Raw genomic sequence first — 20,140 nt, forward strand, 5'->3', positions numbered from 1 at the left:
ATCAAATTAATATTGAAAAGACCTTATCATTTTGACATAAAGTCTTAATGAGGGAAATTTTCAATTCATATTATTGATATTGAGGCTATTCAGCTTCCTCATCATGATTTTCTAATTTATCTTCTGCAACTTTTGCCGCTTCATAACCTGCAAACGCTCCCGCAGCTTTTTCTAAAAATCCTGCATCCGAATCCAGTTTATCGACTGCTTGCTCTGCTGCGATTGCACCTACAATTTGACCAAATTCGTCTAATAAGCCGCTCATTGTTGTTACTCCAAAAGAGTTTTTATTTGAGTGTGCAGTGTAATCAAAAGCATTGTAAATATTACAGAGAATGTGTTGTCCGTTAAAGATCATTTACAGATGATTCTGCGATGATTTTTTCTAAATGGTGAAGATTAAGACTGCTTTAATTTTTTAAATAATTAAAGCTTAAATGACTTCAATTTAATTACAGATGCATATATCCATTAAATCCGTAAATAAGTATTTTCCCAAACGGTTTCAGCAAAATCACCTTCGACCAATTGCACATAACGCCCATGGACTTGATCAATGGCGATACAATCATCCACATCTAAAACACGGTCTGTATGCTGTTTTTGCCAATGCTGTGCAAAGTACTGTTTGCCCTTTTCTTTTGCTTTTACAGAATTTTGTGCAACGACTAGAATATAACGATGTAACTCACCAAACTCGTGAGCATCGTAACCACCTAAATTAATAAGATAAAGTTTCTGATCTACCCGATTAGGATGTGCATCTGTAAACTGAATCTGATACTTCTTATTTTCAAATTCAAGCCCATTTATTTTTTGCCAAGCATCTATATGTAATCCGTCTTGTTCGGCAAACCATGCATGTTTGAGTTGGGGATAGATTTCTTCTAGAGAATCACCAACAGCTAGCACCACATCATGCACTTCTGTATTGGCACGTGCATGACGACCGCCAAGCATCACAATAAATAAACTGGGCATATTCTTTCCTTATGATCCACTCCTTCCCAGCACCTGATTTAAAATAAAGAACCTGAGAGGATTTATTCATTAAAAAATCGTGCTTAGCTTGCACCAAACACGATTTTTTAAGGCTTTGAGATTAATTACATCTCAACCATTTCCACGCCATCAATACGTGCAACCGTCATCAAGTCTTTATCGCCACGACCTGAAACAGTCGCAATAATAATCTGATCTTTACTCATGGTTGGTGCAAGTTTGGTCACGTAAGCCATGGCATGTGAACTTTCCAAAGCAGGAATAATGCCTTCAATGTGGGTCAAATCTCGGAAGCCTTGAAGTGCTTCATTATCATTGATTGGCACATATTCCACACGATGCATATCTTTTAAGAAGCTATGCTCAGGGCCAACACCGGGATAATCCAAACCTGCCGAAATCGAATGTGTTTCAATGATCTGACCTTGCTCATCCGACATTAAATAAGTGCGGTTACCATGAAGAACACCGACATGTCCTGCATTTAACGGTGCAGAGTGTTTACCTGTTTCAATGCCGTAGCCTGCTGCTTCGACACCGTACATTTTCACATCGGCATCATTTAAGAACGGATAGAATAAGCCCATTGCATTTGAACCACCACCGACACATGCAACCAATGCATCAGGAAGACGACCTGCTTGCTCTTGAATTTGTTTACGCGCTTCACGACCAATAATAGATTGGAAGTCACGAACCAATTGCGGATATGGATGTGGACCTGCAACTGTACCAATTACATAGTAAGTTGAATCGACATTAGTGACCCAATCACGCATTGCTTCATTCATGGCATCTTTTAATGTTTTAGAGCCACTTTCTACAGGAACAACAGTCGCACCCAATAAACGCATGCGATACACGTTCATTGCCTGACGTTTTACATCTTCAGAGCCCATGAACACAACACATTCAAGACCTAAACGTGCAGCAATAGTTGCAGTCGCCACACCGTGCTGACCTGCACCCGTTTCTGCAATAATTCTTTTCTTACCCGAAAGCTTTGCAAGTAAAGCCTGACCGATGGTGTTATTTACTTTATGCGAACCCGTATGATTTAGATCTTCACGTTTTAAATAAATCTGCGCACCACCCAACTCTCTTGACCATCGCTCAGCATGATATAAAGGACTTGGCCGTCCAACATAATAGGCTAAGTCGCGGTCGAATTCTGCTAGAAACTGAGCATCATCTTTCATACGGAAATAGAGTTTTTCTAAATCTTCCAAAGCTGCCATTAAAGTTTCTGACACAAAACGTCCGCCATGGATACCGAAATGCCCGTTTTGATCTGGGAATTGGGTATAGTCAATCGCATTTTGCTGATTACTTTGCTGATCCACGTTGGACTCCTTGCATAAATCGTTCTATGAGTTGTTGGTCTTTAATACCTTTTGCGGATTCTACGCCACCGCTGACATCGACAGCATAAGCATGTGTCGAGTGTATTGCATCTTCAATATTTTCAGGTTTTAAGCCACCTGCCAAAATTAAAGGAATATCGAGTTTTGGGAATTGTGACCAGTCGAAACTATGCCCTGTTCCACCTTTTAGTTCAGGATGCCATGCGTCTAAAAGCATAGCACTTGCTCCTGCCTGTTGGTATTGCAGAATAGTCGAAATTAGTTCTGAATATTCCACGTCAGGTTTGACTTGTAAAGCCTTGTACCAGCGTCGTTGATGCTGCTGCGCAATGTATCTGCACTGTTCTGCTGTTTCATCACCATGGAATTGCAGCACATCTAAAGGAACATCTTTCAGGACTTTTTCTATTTCGTCTTCAGTTGCATTCACGAATAGCCCGACAATACAGACATAAGCCGGAATATGTTGTGCCAATTGCTTTGCCAATTCAATATTCACATAACGTGGACTAGGTTCGTAAAAGACGAAACCTATCGCATCCACACCTGCATTTACAGCAGCATGAATATCCTGAATGCGGGTAATTCCGCAGATTTTGGCACGGGTACGCATATCACAAGGCTCTATTTTTCAGCTTAAACATCACTGATTCATATTTTTAAGCGAATCATTGTAATGCAATTTTCATGGCTTGCGTTAAAGTTCAGAATGATTATCTGTTTATCATTGTTTAATCAACGCTCCGACTTTATACTGCGCGCAAATGCAATGAGTCACTCTTTTGAGCTATAGGGAAGTTGGTGAAAATCCGACACTGCCCCCGCAACGGTAAGAATGAAAAGCATATTGAATAGTTAAATGAACATCAGTTTAACTACACCACTGCACTTGTGTGGGAAGGTGTATATGCAAATATGTATGAGACACTAACAATACATATTATATTTAAGTCCGGATACCTGCTTGTTGTGCCCTTTAACTCAATCATTCACGGGGAGTGAATGTATGGAGCATATCATGTCTGTTTTTTCTAAACCTACAACTTTTAAACCTACAGCACTTGTAGGCGCTATTGCTTTTGCAATGGGGTTATCTTCTAATTCTTTTGCTGCAACTCAAACTTCTGATACCACCGCGACATTGTCACCTATTGTTGTGACAGCGTCTCGTTCAGAAGAAAAAATTGAAAATGTTCCTGCACGTATTAGTATTATTGAACCCAATGTTCTCGAACAATCTCCAATTGCGTCTTTACCACAACTGTTACAAACAGATGCTTCTATCAATATGGTACAAAGCGGTGGTTATGGACAAGCTGCTTCTATCTTTCTACGTGGTGGCAACTCAAACCAAACGCTTGTTTTAAGAGATGGTGTTCGACTGAATTCAGCAACTTCTGGCGCAGCCTCTTTACCTTTTATTGATACAACCGATATTAAACAGATTGAAGTGCTGAAAGGCCCAGCTTCTGTTCTATATGGTACAGACGCAATTTCAGGTGTTGTACAACTGATTTCAAAGACACCTGAAAAAACTTCAGCTTTTGTAACTGCTGAAATGGGTGAAAATAACACCTATAAATCTGTCATTGGTGCTGACCTTGCTGAAGATGGCTTCTATGCTCAAGTGCGCGGACAACGCTTAGAAACAGATGGCACACCTGTAAAAGACGTAAAAAATGCACCAAATGCTGCCTTTGATCAAAAAGGCTATAGTGCAAAAGTAGGTGTTGATAAAGAAAGTTATGCAGCTTCGGTTGATTATAGTGAAAACAAAGGCTCTAGCGATTACGACAATTATGGTGCGCTCGTATCTCAAGACTTTAAAAATGAAATCCTGAATATTAAAGGACGTTTAAATATTCTTGATAACTTAGCAATTCATGCTCGTTTTTCTCAGTTTAAAGATGAAATAGATCAAAATAATTCACCCGATTTTGTACATAGCAAAACTCAAGAATCTGAAATTTATAGTCAATGGGGCTTTACACCCAACCAAAACCTCTTGGTCGGTGTAACACATCGCAATATCGATGGTGATATCCTTTCATTTGGCTCACCATACCAAGAAGATATTGATTCAACGGGTTATTACATTCAGCATAAATATGATCAAAATGGATTAAATACCCAAATTGGTATCCGTGTTGAAGACAATGAGAAGTTCGGTGCACATACTGTTGCTCAAGGATCTGTTCGCTATCAAATTCTACCATTAACCAGCATTTACGCAAATATTGGTTCTGCATTTAAAGCGCCAACACTCAATGATATGTACGGTTATGGTGGTAACACTGATCTCAAACCAGAAGAAAGCTTGTCATATGAAATTGGCGTAGACCAAAAACTAGCGTATAACATTTCAACAGGTTTATCTCTTTACACAACAAAAGTCGACAATCTGATTGATTTTGATGGTGTTCTGAATCAGATGAACAATCTTGAAAAAGCCAAAATGGAAGGTAGTGAGCTTTATGTAAAATGGCAAGGTGAAAACCTCTTTACAAATTTAAGCTATAACTATGTCCGTGCTAAAAATGAAAAGAATGATGAAGATTTAAGCCGCCGTCCTCGTCAGAATGTTTCTGTGACAATGGGTTGGGAAGATGAGCGTTATACATTCTCAACGACTTTGCTTGCCAATGGTCATTACGACAATAGTGCTTATGATAAAGTTCAAATCCCAGGGCATCTTCGTGTAGATATGCATGGACAATATAAGGTGAATAAAAATGTAGATGTTTTTGCGAATATCCAAAATGTCGCTGACTCAAAATATTCTACAGCTTACGGTAGTGATAGTTACTACATCAACGGTGGGCGTCTTGCCTCAGCTGGTGTAACTTTCCGTTACTAAAATCAAGCTTCAAAAAAACATTTAAAACAGCGCAGTTTATGGATAATGTTTTGACCGACATTATCCTTTTTCATTCTTTACCTAGGACAAAATTATGGGACATCGTTTAAGTAAAATTTATACACGTACAGGTGATACAGGAACAACTGGACTTGGTGATGGCTCACGTGTCTCTAAAGATGATTTACGTATTGCTGCATTGGGCGATGTCGATGAACTAAATTCTGCTGTTGGAATTTTACGTTCACAAATTGCAATCAGTGCCATTGCAGATAAAGCACCTTGGGATAAATCGTTAAGCCTAATTCAACACTGGTTATTCGATTTAGGTGGTGAAGTGTGTATTCCAAACTACATCCTACTCCAACCTGTTTGTGTAGAATTTCTAGAGAAAGAAATTGACCGTATGAATGAAGACTTACCCATGTTGAAAGACTTTATTTTGCCCGCAGGCACACTGTCATGCAGCTACGCACATCAAGCACGTTCAATATGTCGTCGTGCAGAACGCAGCTTAATGACGGTTCACAGTCGTGATCAAAATATTCAAGCAACTGCCTTACAACTCTTAAATCGTCTGTCTGATTGGTTATTTGTTGCTTCACGTGCTCTACAACGTGCCGAAGGTGGCAATGAAGTTCTTTGGCAAAAGAACATTAATGATACGATTTAATGATAAATCGCTATAAACAAATAAAAACTTAGCAGTATGATGGCCTTAGACAAGTCATCATTATTTGTCATCACTACTTTATAGCATTGAACAGAGTTCATTATGATCATCATCGGACATCGTGGCGCACGTGGTGAAGCCCCTGAAAATACACTCGGTGGGTTCCAATACATTCACAACTTAGGCATCCGTGCTGTAGAGTTTGATGTCCGACAGCTCAACGATAATGAACTTATTGTAATGCATGATGATAATTTTTTAAGAACAACAGGAATAAATCAACCACTCTACACATTAAATAGCACAGCGCTTGAAGCTTATAACCAAGCTAATATTTGGATGGATTGGGATAAACAAATCACTCCTACCCTCAAAAAATCCTTAAAAATCATGAATGATTTTGAACATATCGAAGTTGAAGTAAAAGCTGTAAAAAGCATGGCCGATGCCGAAAGACTGACGATAGAATTACAAAAACAATTACAAGGTTTTGAAAATACAGCCGTAATTACCAGTTTTGACCTAAAAATCCACCAAACACTGCAACAACAAAACTCTTGTTTTAAACGAGGCTTACTCATTGAAGATAGCATTGGGCAAAAAGCAATTGAACAAGCTTTAACATTAGAATGTTGCCAAATTGGATGGATGAATCAATTGGCGACAGATGAAATTATTCTAGCAACGCAAAAAGCACAGCTTAATATTTCTGTATGGACAGTCAACGATATAGAAAGAGCTAAAAAATTACGAGATTTAGGAATCCAAGGTCTCATTACTGATTTTCCCAAAATGATGCAAAAAGAATTACAGCAAATAAAATAATGCATATTGAAAATTGAAAATTGAAAATTGAAAAAATAAGTTAAAGTATTTGTTGTGTGAGAATATCTAAGGTTATTTTTTCCAATAAATTCAAGCACCATTTTTACAAAAATGAGTTTTTATGAGACAACATTATTGTGAAGGAATTTTGACATAACCCTACGCCTTTTAGGCCATTCATTTTTTTCGATTAAACCTATAAAATTCATGTTTTATTCTGTTACCGTTTTATACAATACAGATGTACACTAATACTGGTGAACAACTGTTCGCTCATGCTAATATTTGTGAATGTATAGCCTAGAAAAATATTGAAGCTATGCTTTCGATTTTTACCTTACTTCAAGGTTTTCAGGAGTGCTGTTGGAGATGAATGCTCCCCTACCCAAAGCCCCAATTAATTGGATCGGTGTTTTTGCGCTTGTGCTATTGCCAATCATCGCGCTAATTGCCATTCCTTTATATGCTTGGCATCATGATTTTAGTACAGCTGCATGGATCAGTTTATTTGTGTTGCTTGGTATAAGTAGTCTTGGTATTACTGCGGGTTATCATCGTCTTTGGGCACACCGTGCTTACGAAGCGACTTTACCACTCAAAATTATTTTAATGATTATGGGTACATTTGCAGTTCAAAACAGTATTTTGTTTTGGGCTTCAGGTCACCGTACTCACCATCGCCATGTAGATGATGTGGACGAAGACCCATATTCAATAAACAACGGTTTTTGGTATGCACACATTGGTTGGATGTTACGTAACTATCCTGCATCAGAATCAAATTATAAAAATGCACCAGATTTGCTGAATGATAAAGTTGTTATGTTCCAAGACAAATACTATGTTCCATTAGTAATTGCTGTTCATGCTGCCATTTTAGTACCCATTGGTTGGGCTGTTGGTGATATGTGGGGCGTGTTGTTATTGGGTGGTTTACTTCGCTTAATCATCAGTCACCATGTTACGTTTTTCATTAACTCACTTTGTCACATGTGGGGCAAACGTCCTTATACAGACGAAAATACAGCACGTGATAATTTCATCCTTGCCATTGCAACTTGGGGCGAGGGTTATCATAACTATCACCATATTTTCCAATACGATTATCGTAATGGTGTGAAATGGTGGCAGTATGATCCGACTAAATGGTTAATTTGGTCATGCTCTAAATTAGGTCTAGCAAAAAACTTACGCCGTATTCCAAGCTTTAATATTAAAAAAGCCGAATTAGCAATGAAGTTTAAATATGCACAACAAGATTTAGCTGTTTATGGTCATGATGTCAGTGCAGATATGGCAGCAATGAAACAAAGAGTTGCGCAAGAATATGATGCATTTACCCATACATTAAACGATTGGGCTAAATTGAAAGAACAAGAAATCCAAGCGAAGAAAGCATCTGTTGCAGAAAAGTTTCATCAAATGGATGGCAAACTTAAAGTTGATTTCCAACTGGTTGAACAAAAACTTGCTTTCCATCGTGAACGTCTAGAAACGTTAATGCGTGGCATCAAAAAGAACGTTGTTTCTTAATTTGGAATAGTTCTATTCGATTCATCAAATACTGAAAAGCTCCTAAATGGGGCTTTTCTTTTATCCAATTTTGGACAAAAATTCATACGGACAATATAGATAGGAAATAAAATGAATATAAACAACATCCCCTTTGCCACGACTAATTGGGCTGAAATTCCAATAACACGCCATGAAGGTGAAAAAGGCTATACCCTATGGCGTACTCAACAATTTAACAATATTCGTGTTCGAATGGTCAAATATTCCGCAGGTTACCTTGCAGACCATTGGTGTAAAAAAGGACATATTTTATTTTGTCTTGAAGGTGAATTAGTTACAGAGCTTGAAGATGGCAGAACATTTACACTGACTGCTGGAATGAGTTATCAAGTGGCGGACAATGCCGAAGCGCATCGTTCATCGACAATGACGGGTGCAAAATTGTTTATTGTCGATTAACAGCTTAAATATCGAATCACCGATGCAACTTTGCTATAGTTTGATCAAAGCCCTTTTGATATCCCATTATGCAATTCAATTCTCGTTATCCATCCCTCGACGCCAAACTCTACCATGAGCAAATGCCTGCCCCACTCAAGGGCGCTAAAGCAGGACATTTCAATGAAGCTTTGGCAGATCAATTACAGTGGTCGGATGAAGAAAAAGCCCAATGGGTTGAAATTTGTAGCGGGCAAAAAACCTTTCCAGAATTTCATCCACTGGCAATGGTGTATGCAGGGCATCAATTTGGGCAATGGGCAGGACAACTGGGTGATGGGCGTGGTTTGCTGATCGCACAAGTTTTAGATCGACAAGGTCAGACCATAGATTTACATTTAAAAGGTGCAGGTTCTACCCCCTACTCTCGCATGGGCGATGGTCGTGCCGTACTCCGCTCTGTAATTCGTGAATATTTAGCAGGTCATGCATTAAATTCACTTGGCGTTCCATCGAGTAATTCAGTCGGTTTCACATCATCTACTCAAGGTGTACAACGTGAAACTTTAGAACTGGGTGCGATGATGTTACGCACATCAGACTGTCATATTCGCTTAGGTCATTTTGAATGGATCAATCAATATCAGCCTGATTTATTAGCTGAATTTACGCAAAAATGTTTAGCGTGGCATTATCCTGAATGCTTAGACTCAGAACAGCCTATTCTCGCTTTTGCAACAAAAGTCATCCAAAATACTGCCGTGATGATTGCTAAATGGCAATTGGTCGGTTTCGCTCATGGCGTCATGAATACAGATAATCTCAATATTACAGGTTCAACCCTGGATTTTGGTCCTTATGGTTTTATGGAGCGTTTTCGCCCGAATTGGATTAATAATCACAGTGATTACAATGCACGTTATACCTATCAAAATCAACCAAGTATTGCCCACTGGAACTTATGGAATTGGTTAAATAATTTAATTCCACTTGCCCCTCTTGAAAATAAAGAACAGTTCAAACAAGACTTAGTCCAATGCCTAGAACATTTTGAACCAACTTTCTTAGAGCATTACACACATGGGTTATGTCAAAAACTCGGGCTTCCAACCTTCCATAAAGATAGTTTCGATTGTGGTATGGCTTTTTTAAATATTTTACAAAGCGAGCAATTAGACTACACCGATAGTTTTATTCGTTTGCAGAATAAACAGTATGAAGAAATTAAAGATGATTGTTTAGATCGTCGTCAATTTGAAAGTTTTTTAACTCAATATGAAAGTATCCGTGAAAAGCAAAATATTGCCGAACTTGATACTGAAATGAAACAAGCCAACCCTGTTTATACACTCAGAAATCATATGGCTCAAAAAGCGATTGAATTAGCAGAACGTAATGATTTTTCAGAAGTTAATCGACTATTCAAACTACTAAGTCAACCATTTACCAAACAAACAGATTTAGAGCAAGCTGAAGATCTCGCACCATTACCGAGCGATTTTCCAGAAGTGATGGTGAGTTGTTCGTCTTAAAAAAGCGGAGCTACTGCTCCGCTCAATTCAATCGCAGCGAATGCTATTCACAAATGCAGATCACCATAAATATTGCGCATATAAATATGTACTGAAGCGATGTGCATCATTCGTTGCCAGACTATCTGTTAAATATTTCAGACCAAAATTTTTATGCTGTACAGATATACCTAACGACTGTGTTTGTGGCTCTATATGTACACCATATTTAAATGGAGCAAGCTGCCAAAAACCATTTAGTTGTGCCAAAGTGACATACTCATTTGAAAAACTGCTAACACTAAAACTCCAAGGTTGTAAGTCCGGTGAATAGGTGATTTCAGAATTCATTTTAAAAGGTAGTTTTTGTTTATATTGTTTAGCCTTACTCAACTCCCCCGCCAGATCCATTCTAGGACGACTATTCTGATCGTAACGAATACTATATTTTGTAAATGGAGCATTCCTCCAGTATAAATAACTGAAAATATCTTCCACTTTAAAATTAATGTCCCAATTTTTTCCTATTTTACCCTGTAAGCCCAAATCTAAGGCATAACCATAACCGTTATCGGTCTTCCCATCCCAACCCAACTCATCTTCTTTTAATGCAGGCTGGTCATAACTGTAATCCAAATGACCATTTAACCAATTCACTCGATCCATAAGTTCAGTCATATTGGTTGTCTGACCTTGTCCCCTAAACATACCATCGACATAATGGCGCCCAATCAAAGCCGTTACACCCGTTACAATTTTCCAGTCTGGGTGAATATTCCAATCATAACCAAATCGGGCTCCTACTGTATCTAGATGTTGTGCTTCCAGTTCAAGTGCGTAATTGGAGTTTGCATTAATAAGTTTGTCATTTTTGATTTGATAATATAATTTTGCCATATCCTCACTAAAACGTAGTTGGTAGTCATATGACCATACCCAACCTATATTCCAGTGATCTTGTTGAGTCTGGAGTTTCATTTTACCTGTGGCAAAAGCATTTTTACCTTTTTCTAGATGTTTAGTGTCCCAATCATTCAGAAATGCATGTATGGAAACAGGATCACTGTACAACTCCGTATTAAGTGACAATTGTACAGTTTTTTCCGCAAAACACAGTGTGGGTAACAGTGTTAAAAATATAAGTTTTTTATTCATTTAATATAAAAGAAGACAGTGAATGCTGTCTTCTTCTCACAGGTCAAAATTATGGAGTGATATAAACAACAGTATTATCAATAAACTTCACAGCATATTGCTCTGAGGTATTTTTGGTTATTGTTCCATAGCTTGTCGTTCCGACTTTTACATCGGCAGTACTGAAGTTTTGAATATCAGCAATTTGAACAAAAGCACCATTTTTATGTTTAATCATACTACTAACGATTGGTTTCTCTAAAGTAATATCTTTCGTTGCAAATTCAATATCCAATGCATTTTTATCTACGACAACTGACACATTTGCTGTACCTTTCAAATAATCAGCACGCTTCGCTGTCACATCTATACTAAATGGGGTTGGAGTTGCATTTGCACCTTTTAACTTACCCGATAATTTAACTGCTAGATCTGCATTAATAAAATTCAGTGAGGTTTCTTTATCCTGACTAATATCAATTACTTTTGATAAATCATTATTTAATTTAATACTGGCATCAAGATCTAATGCTTCCTGTAAATATGAAACTTGACCTTTCAAAGTCAACTCATATGGTATGAGTTGTTCATTCGTGAATTGCCCATCACTAAACTTAACCGTTTTTGCAGCCATTGAAACCTCGTTCAATGTCGCTTTCACATCTGCACTTTCAAAGACTAAACCTTTTAATTGCAATAATGCTTGATTTGGTAATGTTTCCTGATTGTCTAAAGTATTAGAAACAGGATGCACTAACTTCGCCGTACTGTCGGCAGTAAAGCTAAATTTAGCTTTTTGCTGTACCGCATTGATCACTTCAATCGTACCGCCATTGGCAATTTTGAAGTTATAGGTACTTTGGTTTGCTACAAATGGAGCTTCTACAACAAGATTGCTCACACTTACTTTTGCTTGATTCGCATAGACAAAATTATCTTTGCCAGTTAACCAGTCGGGATTACTCCAATCCCCGATCATCGGTTGTTTAAAATCATCCCAATAGGCAACGTCTACAGTACCACTGACTTTTACAGAACCTGCAGCCACCTGTATTTGTAGAGTATTATTCTTTAAGTCATATCCCAAAGGATATTCATTCTTAATTGCATCATTTTTTAATAATTGCTCTAAATCAGCAGCACTGTATTGTTTAGATTGTCCTTGTGAATTTTCTTGTGCAAGCTCTGAGAGAGTAAGAATAATATCACTGGCACGACCTAAATCAGAAACCGTGTTATTAATCACCTCAACTGGTGTTTTATAATTATCAGCAATATCCTGAAAGCCATCATAATAAGAAATGATCGCTCTAGTTGTTTCAATTAATTGTTTCGCTTTGTCCAGATCTGAAACGGGTGTTGTTACATTCCCCCCTGATCCACCTCCATTTGGACCACTACCTGATGAACCACCACCTCCACAAGCGACCAAAGCCGAACTACACATAATCACAAGCAATGTTTTTTAAATAACATGAGATACCCTTTTTTTATGAATTTACAGATGAGTAAAAAGTAATTTTTTGTAAATATATAACTCTATAAAAATATATTGTAATTCTCATATTTTCAATAAAAACTTGACCAAACTTACTAAATTATTTCTAATAATAAATACTGATAAAAACATTAAATGACCACATTAATTTTAACCGAAAATATAGTTTAAGCTAAAAAATTGAAGGATATACGAATCTATATACGGCACAATTCAATTAATTTAGAATAAATTTTGCGAATAAAAAATAATTCCGTTATCGGCTATACTCATACTTACCCACAATTTCTGTGGATAAACGTGTGTTTATCCACAGGATAAATCTACAATCACAAATCAACTACAGCTTCCACCATTAAAGTGAATAAAATTCAAACAACACATAGGCTTGCATAATTTGAAATTTAAAATGAATAAGAAATGTATTTTTTCCCTTTTGATTCTTATTGCGGTGACAATTACGAGCATATTTGCTTATCAAAAATATAATAAATTCATTCCAACAACAGAAGCTGCAATACACGTTAAAGCTTTAAATGAAGCTGATAGCATCAAAATTCGTCAACAGACACCCATTACACAAGTTAAAGTTTATAAAACAGATCGTGTGGTTCAATTATTACATCGTGATCAAGTGATCCGAACTTATCCTATGCGTTTAGGTTTTGACCCGATTGGACATAAAGTCAAAGAAGGCGATGGTAAAACGCCTGAAGGCACTTATATTTTAGATTGGCGTAACCCTAAAAGTGCTTTTTATAAATCACTGCATGTGTCCTACCCAAATGTTCAGGATCAAGCTAAAGCCAAGCAACTTGGTGTTCCTGCGGGTGGTGATATTATGATTCACGGTTCTGCAACAACCTCACAAATTGAAAAATTTCCTAGTCTAATGAGATATTTACCAAGAAATGATTGGACTTGGGGCTGCGTAGCCGTTAGAAATATAGATATGGATGAAATATGGACATTGGTCGATGATGGTACAGTCATTACGATTTATCGATAAATTTTGATATTAAAGAATAAAATGAGTAAAGCATGACAGATGATGAAATTCAAAAATTGGCAGTAATCATTGCCCAACAATGTGCTAAAGCGGAACTCAGTTATCCCTTTGGCGATGATATCCCTGTCTTTAAAGTGATGGGGAAAGTTTTCATGCTGACATCGACATTGAATGGAAAAAAGTTTGTCAATTTAAAAGTAGATCCAGATGAAAGTGAGATGCTTCGAGATACCTATTCATCTATACGTGTGGGTTATCACATGAATAAAAGACATTGGATTTCAATTTATGAAGGAAAACAAATTCATGTTGAATTGATTGAAGATTTAGTCAAAGCATCTTATGAATTAGTTGTTTCAAAATTAACTAAAAAGCAGCAACAAACTTTGGCGGTTCATGCTCAGATTAAATAAATGCTAAAGATTACCAACTTCTAATCTATGAGCATTCTAATAATGAGCCCAATCATTCGAAACGGTAAGCTAATTAAATAGAAGAATCCCGAAATAAGCCATTCATCTAGAAAATAATCTGTCCAATTTCTGGATGAACCACGTCCCTGAGGATATGGCGCAATAAAATAAGTGAGTATAAAAAAAATTACCATTAAAATGAGCAAAATATAATTTCCCATTCCCGATACAAAGAAGCCTATACCACAGGCAAAACCTGCAATAAAAAATAGCATGGCAAAAAATCGGCGAGAATAATAATAATAATCAGAGATATCATTCATATTAAAGGCATTCTTATTTTAAGATCGTTATTTATACAAATTATTATCAATATTTCACTTATATTTTCAACTTAAAAATATCTTTTACCGTAACGAATAAAATTTTTATTTTCTAGCAAGAGCTTAAATAAATCATGGTTTATTTTTAAGTATCATTTATTTTAAGCAGCAATATTGCATTCCCAAAAAGAATACATATTTAAAATATAAGTTATGTGTTTATTTATTCACCAATCAAAATAAAACTTATGAACATTTACCCACAAAAACTGTGGATAAACTTGTGTTTATCCACATTGAACAACTTAAAATGTAGAAAAATTAATCTTCTGGATATTCAAATCGATAGCCTACACCATATACAGCTTGGATCCATTCATGACGGTTTCCAGTTTCTGCTGCATCCGATATTTTTCGACGTAAGTTTTTGATATGACTATCAATAACACGGTCAGCAACATCAAAACTATCTGGATTAATATGGTCTAAAAGTTGTGCTCTAGAATAGACTTGGCCCAAATGTTCGAGGAAAAGTTCTAATAGGCGAAATTCAGTTGGCGTTAAATTCAACGACTTTTGTTGATACCAGATGCGTTGTTGTGCTTTATCAATACGGAAAAGATCATTATTTTCTGGTTCAGCCTTACGCTCTAAACGACGTAAAACGGCTTGAACACGAGCCACCAACTCTTTTGGACTAAATGGTTTACAGACATAGTCGTCTGCACCCATATTTAGCCCTAAAACACGGTCAATCTCTTCAGTACGTGCTGTTACCATAATAATTGGCAAATCGGTCTGTTCACGGACTTTACGGCAAATGGTTAGACCATCCATACGCGGAACCATCAAATCCAAAACCATCAGGCTTGGTTTGCGCTGTAAAAAGCTATCATACGCTTCCTGACCATCATGAAACATACTGACTTCAAAGCCTGCAGCTTCAAGATAATCACGTACCAGTTGCGCAAGTTCAACTTCATCTTCTACAAGCATGATGTGTTTCATGTGCTGTTTTTCCTTTTAACTCTTTATATGTTTTGAAAATGTCAGCTTGCAACGCAAACCACCTAATGGAGAATGATCAAATGTGAGTTCACCACCCAAAGCTTGTGCAATTTTACCTGATAAAGCTAAACCCAAACCTGTACCGCCAGTGCTACGTGTCCGTGAATTATCCACACGGTAGAAACGTTCACCCAAACGTGCAATTTGTTCATCGCTCAGTCCTAAAGGGCTATCATCCACAATAACTGACCATGTCTGTGCATCTTGTATCGTATGAACTCTGACTTCACCACCAGCTTCGGTATAGCGAATACTGTTGCTCAGTAAGTTGACCATAATTTGCTTAAAGCGATCTATATCTAATTGTAATTTTACACCTTCACCTTGTGCAGAAATGGCTAACTGAGCCTGTTCAAATTTAGGTTTAAAGTTCTCAATTTCTTGTAAAACCACCACCCACGGATCAATTTCGGCAAAATAAAATTTCAATTGCTGCGCTTCTGCCTGTGCTAAATCTGCAAGATCTTGGGTGAGTTTTTTTAAACTGGTCACTTGGCGTAACATTGAATCAAAATGCTCAGGTGTTGGTTTACGAATCCCATCTTGCATGGCTTCAATCTGCGCCTGTAATACAGCTAATGGCGTTTTCAACTCATGTGAGGTATCGGCAACCCACTGACGGCGAGAAGTCTCATGCTGATCCAATATGGTCGCTAATTCATTAATTTCATTTGATAAATCACCCAGTTCATCATCACGTTTAACAATAACTTGATGCTGAAAATTACCTTTGGTCAATTCACGAGTCGCATTTAATAAGCGTTGAATTGGCTTTTTAAAATAGGTTGCCAATAACAAAGCAGCAACCAAACTTGCCAATAATGTCAGAATATAAATAAGGACTAAATAACGCTTTTGGTTGCTAAAGAAGTTAATACTCAGTGCATCATCTTGATCTAAAACAGGCTTTAATCCCAAGTAACCAACAATTTTCTGATCGACTGTAATCGGACGATAAGAAATCTGATCATTAGATGGCTCACCTAGAATAAATTGCTGTTTTGCATCATAAAGTGACAAACGTGAACTTAAACCTAGACGGTCTGGCATAGAGATAAAACGACGTTTACCATCTTTCTGATCGGGTGAAACTAAACTTGAGTTTTTATTTTTTGCATTTTTGTCAGTAGGTTTAAATAGATTCTGATTGGTACTTAATGGGAATTTTAAGCCTTCAAAAGGTTGATATTCTGAAGGTAGGTTTTCTTCGAGTATTTTTAATTCGACTTGATCAATTTTACTCTGCTCCGTATTTGCAACCACAGAATTCATCGCCGTGTGTTCTTTAAAATAGCGTTGTTGCAAGGCAATATCATACTGTCGGCGTAACCACCAATGCGACAACTTATCGTAATCGTCTGGTGCAGCCTCACCTTCCACTTGGAAAATCTGTGCCTGAACTGCATTGCCCCAGTCCTGATAAATACTATAAACACTTGCCAAATTTTCAATCAGATGATCGAGTTTCTGCATTTCCACATCTGCAACATATTTAGCAAAGTTTTTCTGCATCGTCCAATGTAAAACACCTAAGCTCACAGTGGTAATGACCAATGTAGTCAATAAGACTGTTAAAAATAAGCGTAGTGCTATGGGAACTCGACGTATCTTCAAAACCATCTCACATTTTTCTTCTCATTTCAGTATTGTATAGAACAGTCTTCAAAAATACTCTCCATTGTTTCTACATCATTATTATCTATTCTTTATCCTATCGACAGAGCATAGAATAATTTGGGTGTTGTAATAATGAAAGCAATGACAAAAATCACAATGGTGACTGCAAGTATTTTAACTATGGGCGCATTAAGTGCGTGTCAGTCTACTCCAGCCCCTCAAAAAGATGATCATCGTGGTCATATGATGGGACAAAAGCATGAGCGTTTAAGCCCTGAACAACGTGAACAAAAGCAACAAATGCGTGCGCAACATAAAGAGATGCGAGAACAAGTTAAAAAAGCATGTGATGGAAAAGCGATTGGTCAAGCTGTTCAAGTAAAAACGGGCGATCAAGTGATTGATGGCTCATGTAATATCGTGTTTAAAGCAGACCGTAAAGCCATGGCGGATATGAAACATGACATGCGTAAACATGGTCGAATGATGCGTCACGAAGGTCCTCACATGAAAGATATGACAGCGGAACAACGTGCCCAAATCAAGCAACAATTTGAACAAAAGCGCACAGAGCGTAAAGCACAATGGGATGCAATTCAAAAATCGTGTGCAGGACAAACTAATGGTCAAGCCATCCAAGTAAAAATGGGCGATAAAACATTAGACGGTAAATGTATTGTTAAATTCCAACCAGAATTTAAAGTAAATCATACAATGCCATCGAATAGCGTTCCAAGTTCACCGAAAGTATAAGCGGTAAATCTAACAATACTCTCCCCAAAGGTGCTATTCAGCACCTTTTTTTATTGGACATATCTTTTTACGATTTTGACCATTTGCACCCTTAATTTTTACTGAAAAGTGTTTACACTCAATATACTTACAGTATTCAATGGTTTTTTCTTTGACTTTACAGTCACAGAGAAATAACCATTGAATACTTGTACGTGACTATAAGATGTTGCACGATATAGCAGAACAAGTATGTGTCTTCAAAAGACGCACATCGTATTTATTAGGATTATAAATCTGGTTTAACCAGTATTGAGGAAACCGATATGCCACAATACAAAGCACCCTTACGTGATATGCAATTCGTTTTGCATGAATTATTAAATGCTGAAGAACATTACGCAAAATTACCTGCATTCCAAGACACTGTAAGCCGTGAGTTGGTTGATCAATACTTAGAAGCTGGTGCTGATTTCTGTGAGAATGAACTTTCTCCAATCAATCAAACTGGTGACCGTGAAGGTTGTACATGGAATGATGGCGTTGTAACGACTCCAACAGGCTTTAAAGCTGCATATGACAAATATGTAGAATTAGGCTTCCCATCTTTATCTGTTCCAGAAGAACACGGTGGTCAAGGTTTACCAGGATCATTAGCAACTGCTATTTCTGAAATGGTTGGTTCTGCAAACTGGGCATGGGGTATGTACCCTGGTCTTTCTCATGGTGCGGTTCGTACTATTGAGCATCACGGTTCTGCTGAGCAAAAAACAACTTATTTACCTAAACTTGTTTCAGGTGAATGGACAGGTACCATGTGTTTAACAGAATCTCATGCAGGTTCTGACTTAGGTATTATCCGTTCTAAAGCTGAACCACAAGCAGATGGTAGCTTTGCAATTTCTGGCGAGAAAATCTTTATCTCTGCTGGTGAACATGACATGGCGGATAACATTATCCACATCGTTCTTGCTCGTTTACCAGGCGCGCCTAAAGGTACTAAAGGAATTTCGTTATTTATCGTACCTAAATTCAATGTAAATGCTGACGGTTCTGTAGGCGATCGTAATGCAGTACGTTGTGGTTCGATCGAACACAAAATGGGTATTCATGGTAATGCAACTTGCGTCATCAACTTTGATAATGCAAAAGGCTTCCTGATTGGACCTGAAAACCGTGGTCTACATGCAATGTTCACATTTATGAACACTGCGCGTATTGGTACTGCTGTTCAAGGTTTAACAGCTTCTGAATCATCGTTCCAAGGTGCGCTTGCATATGCGAAAGATCGTTTAGCAATGCGTTCACTTTCTGGTCCTAAAGCACCTGAAAAAGAAGCAGATCCAATTATCGTACACCCTGCTGTACGTAATATGCTGATGACGCAAAAAGCATTTGCTGAAGGCGGTCGTGCATTGGTTTACTTCCTATCTCAATATGCAGATACAGTAGAACAAGGTGCAACTGAAGAAGAACGTAAATTCGCAGACAACATCCTGTCACTTCTTACTCCAATTGCAAAAGCATTCTTGACTGAAACAGGTTCAGAATCTGCAAAACACGGCGTACAAGTATTTGGTGGTCATGGCTTTATTTCTGAACATGGTATGGAGCAAATTGTACGTGATACACGTATCGCTTGCTTATACGAGGGCACAACTGAAATTCAAGCTTTAGACTTATTGGGTCGTAAAGTTTTGGGGACTCAGGGTGCAATGTTGAAAGACTTCACCAAAATCGTTCATAAATTCATTGAAGCAAACAAAGACAATGCTGCAATGCAAGAATTTGTTGAGCCGCTTGCTGCGCTGAATAAAGAATGGGGCGATTTGACCATGCAGATTGGTATGAAAGCAATGCAGAACCCTGACGAAGTTGGTGCTGCTGCGGTTGATTACCTCTACTTCTCTGGTTATGTAACGCTTGCATTCCTATGGGCACGTATGGCACTTGTTGCTCAAGAGAAATTGGCTGAAGGTTCTACTGAAACTGGTTTCTACGAAGCAAAAGTTAAAACAGCTCGTTTCTACTTCAAGAAAATCTTGCCACGCGTTCGTTCACATGTAGACGTAATCGCAGGTGGTTTAGATCCATTGATGTCATTAGATGCAGAAGACTTTGCGTTCTAAGTTGATATAGTTCTGTAATAAAAAACTGTACT

19 protein-coding genes and 1 riboswitch are annotated in these 20,140 nt (G+C 37.6%); of the genes, 10 read left to right on the top strand and 9 right to left on the bottom strand.

Features of this window, described 5'->3' with window-relative positions; all coding sequences use genetic code 11:
- Positions 1 to 85: 85 nt before the first annotated feature.
- From ACG94X_RS11905 to ACG94X_RS11920, 4 genes are all read right to left on the bottom strand, one after another.
- Positions 86 to 265 carry a hypothetical protein gene (locus ACG94X_RS11905; RefSeq protein WP_419383940.1) on the bottom strand — a complete coding sequence of 60 codons (180 nt, stop codon included), beginning with the start codon at positions 263 to 265 and terminating at the stop codon, positions 86 to 88.
- A 206-nt stretch (positions 266 to 471) separates the two neighbouring features.
- Positions 472 to 981, bottom strand: coding sequence for a DUF1543 domain-containing protein (locus ACG94X_RS11910; protein ID WP_419383941.1), 510 nt, complete (start codon positions 979 to 981; stop codon positions 472 to 474).
- A 125-nt stretch (positions 982 to 1,106) separates the two neighbouring features.
- A complete protein-coding gene (trpB, locus tag ACG94X_RS11915; RefSeq protein WP_419383942.1) occupies positions 1,107 to 2,345 on the bottom strand; it encodes a tryptophan synthase subunit beta in 1,239 nt (412 codons plus the stop codon).
- Positions 2,329 to 2,979, bottom strand: a complete 651-nt coding sequence (locus ACG94X_RS11920; RefSeq protein WP_419383943.1) for a phosphoribosylanthranilate isomerase — start codon at positions 2,977 to 2,979, stop codon at positions 2,329 to 2,331. The genes trpB and ACG94X_RS11920 overlap by 17 nt, the downstream gene beginning before the upstream one ends.
- A 141-nt stretch (positions 2,980 to 3,120) precedes the next feature.
- A riboswitch (cobalamin riboswitch) is annotated at positions 3,121 to 3,348 on the top strand.
- 24 nt (positions 3,349 to 3,372) lie between these two features.
- Between ACG94X_RS11920 and ACG94X_RS11925 the strand changes: the two genes are divergently transcribed.
- From ACG94X_RS11925 to ACG94X_RS11950, 6 genes are all read left to right on the top strand, one after another.
- Positions 3,373 to 5,223: a TonB-dependent receptor plug domain-containing protein gene (locus ACG94X_RS11925; RefSeq protein WP_419383944.1), complete on the top strand. Its 1,851-nt coding sequence runs from the start codon at positions 3,373 to 3,375 to the stop codon at positions 5,221 to 5,223.
- A 94-nt stretch (positions 5,224 to 5,317) separates the two neighbouring features.
- Positions 5,318 to 5,896: a cob(I)yrinic acid a,c-diamide adenosyltransferase gene (locus tag ACG94X_RS11930; RefSeq protein ID WP_419383945.1), complete on the top strand. Its 579-nt coding sequence runs from the start codon at positions 5,318 to 5,320 to the stop codon at positions 5,894 to 5,896.
- Between the two features lie 102 nt (positions 5,897 to 5,998).
- The gene (locus tag ACG94X_RS11935; RefSeq protein ID WP_419383946.1) at positions 5,999 to 6,721 is read left to right on the top strand and encodes a glycerophosphodiester phosphodiesterase; all 723 of its coding nucleotides are present in this window, start codon (positions 5,999 to 6,001) and stop codon (positions 6,719 to 6,721) included.
- Positions 6,722 to 7,090: 369 nt separating this feature from the next.
- Positions 7,091 to 8,254 (top strand): acyl-CoA desaturase, encoded by a 1,164-nt coding sequence (locus ACG94X_RS11940; protein ID WP_419383947.1) that lies wholly within the window; start codon positions 7,091 to 7,093, stop codon positions 8,252 to 8,254.
- Between the two features lie 111 nt (positions 8,255 to 8,365).
- The gene (locus tag ACG94X_RS11945) at positions 8,366 to 8,695 is read left to right on the top strand and encodes a DHCW motif cupin fold protein (protein WP_419383948.1); all 330 of its coding nucleotides are present in this window, start codon (positions 8,366 to 8,368) and stop codon (positions 8,693 to 8,695) included.
- Between the two features lie 68 nt (positions 8,696 to 8,763).
- The gene (locus ACG94X_RS11950) at positions 8,764 to 10,206 is read left to right on the top strand and encodes a protein adenylyltransferase SelO (RefSeq protein ID WP_419383949.1); all 1,443 of its coding nucleotides are present in this window, start codon (positions 8,764 to 8,766) and stop codon (positions 10,204 to 10,206) included.
- Positions 10,207 to 10,266: 60 nt separating this feature from the next.
- Here the strand turns inward: ACG94X_RS11950 and ACG94X_RS11955 are convergent, their stop codons facing one another.
- Both ACG94X_RS11955 and ACG94X_RS11960 read right to left on the bottom strand, forming a co-directional pair.
- On the bottom strand, positions 10,267 to 11,340 hold the full coding sequence (locus ACG94X_RS11955) for a hypothetical protein (RefSeq protein ID WP_419383950.1): 1,074 nt from the start codon (positions 11,338 to 11,340) through the stop codon (positions 10,267 to 10,269).
- Between the two features lie 49 nt (positions 11,341 to 11,389).
- On the bottom strand, positions 11,390 to 12,766 hold the full coding sequence (locus tag ACG94X_RS11960; RefSeq protein ID WP_419383951.1) for a hypothetical protein: 1,377 nt from the start codon (positions 12,764 to 12,766) through the stop codon (positions 11,390 to 11,392).
- 460 nt (positions 12,767 to 13,226) lie between these two features.
- On the opposite strand from ACG94X_RS11960, the gene ACG94X_RS11965 reads away from it, so the two are divergent.
- Together ACG94X_RS11965 and ACG94X_RS11970 are read left to right on the top strand one after the other, a co-directional pair.
- Complete coding sequence (locus ACG94X_RS11965) at positions 13,227 to 13,826, top strand: L,D-transpeptidase family protein (RefSeq protein WP_419383952.1); 600 nt, start codon at positions 13,227 to 13,229, stop codon at positions 13,824 to 13,826.
- A 32-nt stretch (positions 13,827 to 13,858) separates the two neighbouring features.
- Positions 13,859 to 14,239, top strand: a complete 381-nt coding sequence (locus ACG94X_RS11970; RefSeq protein ID WP_419383953.1) for an MmcQ/YjbR family DNA-binding protein — start codon at positions 13,859 to 13,861, stop codon at positions 14,237 to 14,239.
- A gap of 20 nt (positions 14,240 to 14,259) precedes the next feature.
- Here the strand turns inward: ACG94X_RS11970 and ACG94X_RS11975 are convergent, their stop codons facing one another.
- From ACG94X_RS11975 to baeS, 3 genes are all read right to left on the bottom strand, one after another.
- Positions 14,260 to 14,562 (bottom strand): hypothetical protein, encoded by a 303-nt coding sequence (locus ACG94X_RS11975; protein WP_419383954.1) that lies wholly within the window; start codon positions 14,560 to 14,562, stop codon positions 14,260 to 14,262.
- A gap of 321 nt (positions 14,563 to 14,883) precedes the next feature.
- Positions 14,884 to 15,570, bottom strand: a complete 687-nt coding sequence (locus ACG94X_RS11980) for a response regulator (RefSeq protein ID WP_419383955.1) — start codon at positions 15,568 to 15,570, stop codon at positions 14,884 to 14,886.
- A gap of 15 nt (positions 15,571 to 15,585) precedes the next feature.
- On the bottom strand, positions 15,586 to 17,244 hold the full coding sequence (baeS, locus tag ACG94X_RS11985) for a sensor histidine kinase efflux regulator BaeS (protein WP_419383956.1): 1,659 nt from the start codon (positions 17,242 to 17,244) through the stop codon (positions 15,586 to 15,588).
- Positions 17,245 to 17,379: 135 nt separating this feature from the next.
- On the opposite strand from baeS, the gene ACG94X_RS11990 reads away from it, so the two are divergent.
- Both ACG94X_RS11990 and ACG94X_RS11995 read left to right on the top strand, forming a co-directional pair.
- Entirely contained in the window at positions 17,380 to 18,000 is a 621-nt protein-coding gene (locus tag ACG94X_RS11990) for a hypothetical protein (protein WP_419383957.1), read from the top strand.
- Between the two features lie 305 nt (positions 18,001 to 18,305).
- Entirely contained in the window at positions 18,306 to 20,108 is a 1,803-nt protein-coding gene (locus ACG94X_RS11995) for an acyl-CoA dehydrogenase C-terminal domain-containing protein (protein WP_419383958.1), read from the top strand.
- Positions 20,109 to 20,140 lie beyond the last annotated feature (32 nt).

This window comes from Acinetobacter psychrotolerans, assembly GCF_048552595.1.
GTDB lineage: Bacteria > Pseudomonadota > Gammaproteobacteria > Pseudomonadales > Moraxellaceae > Acinetobacter.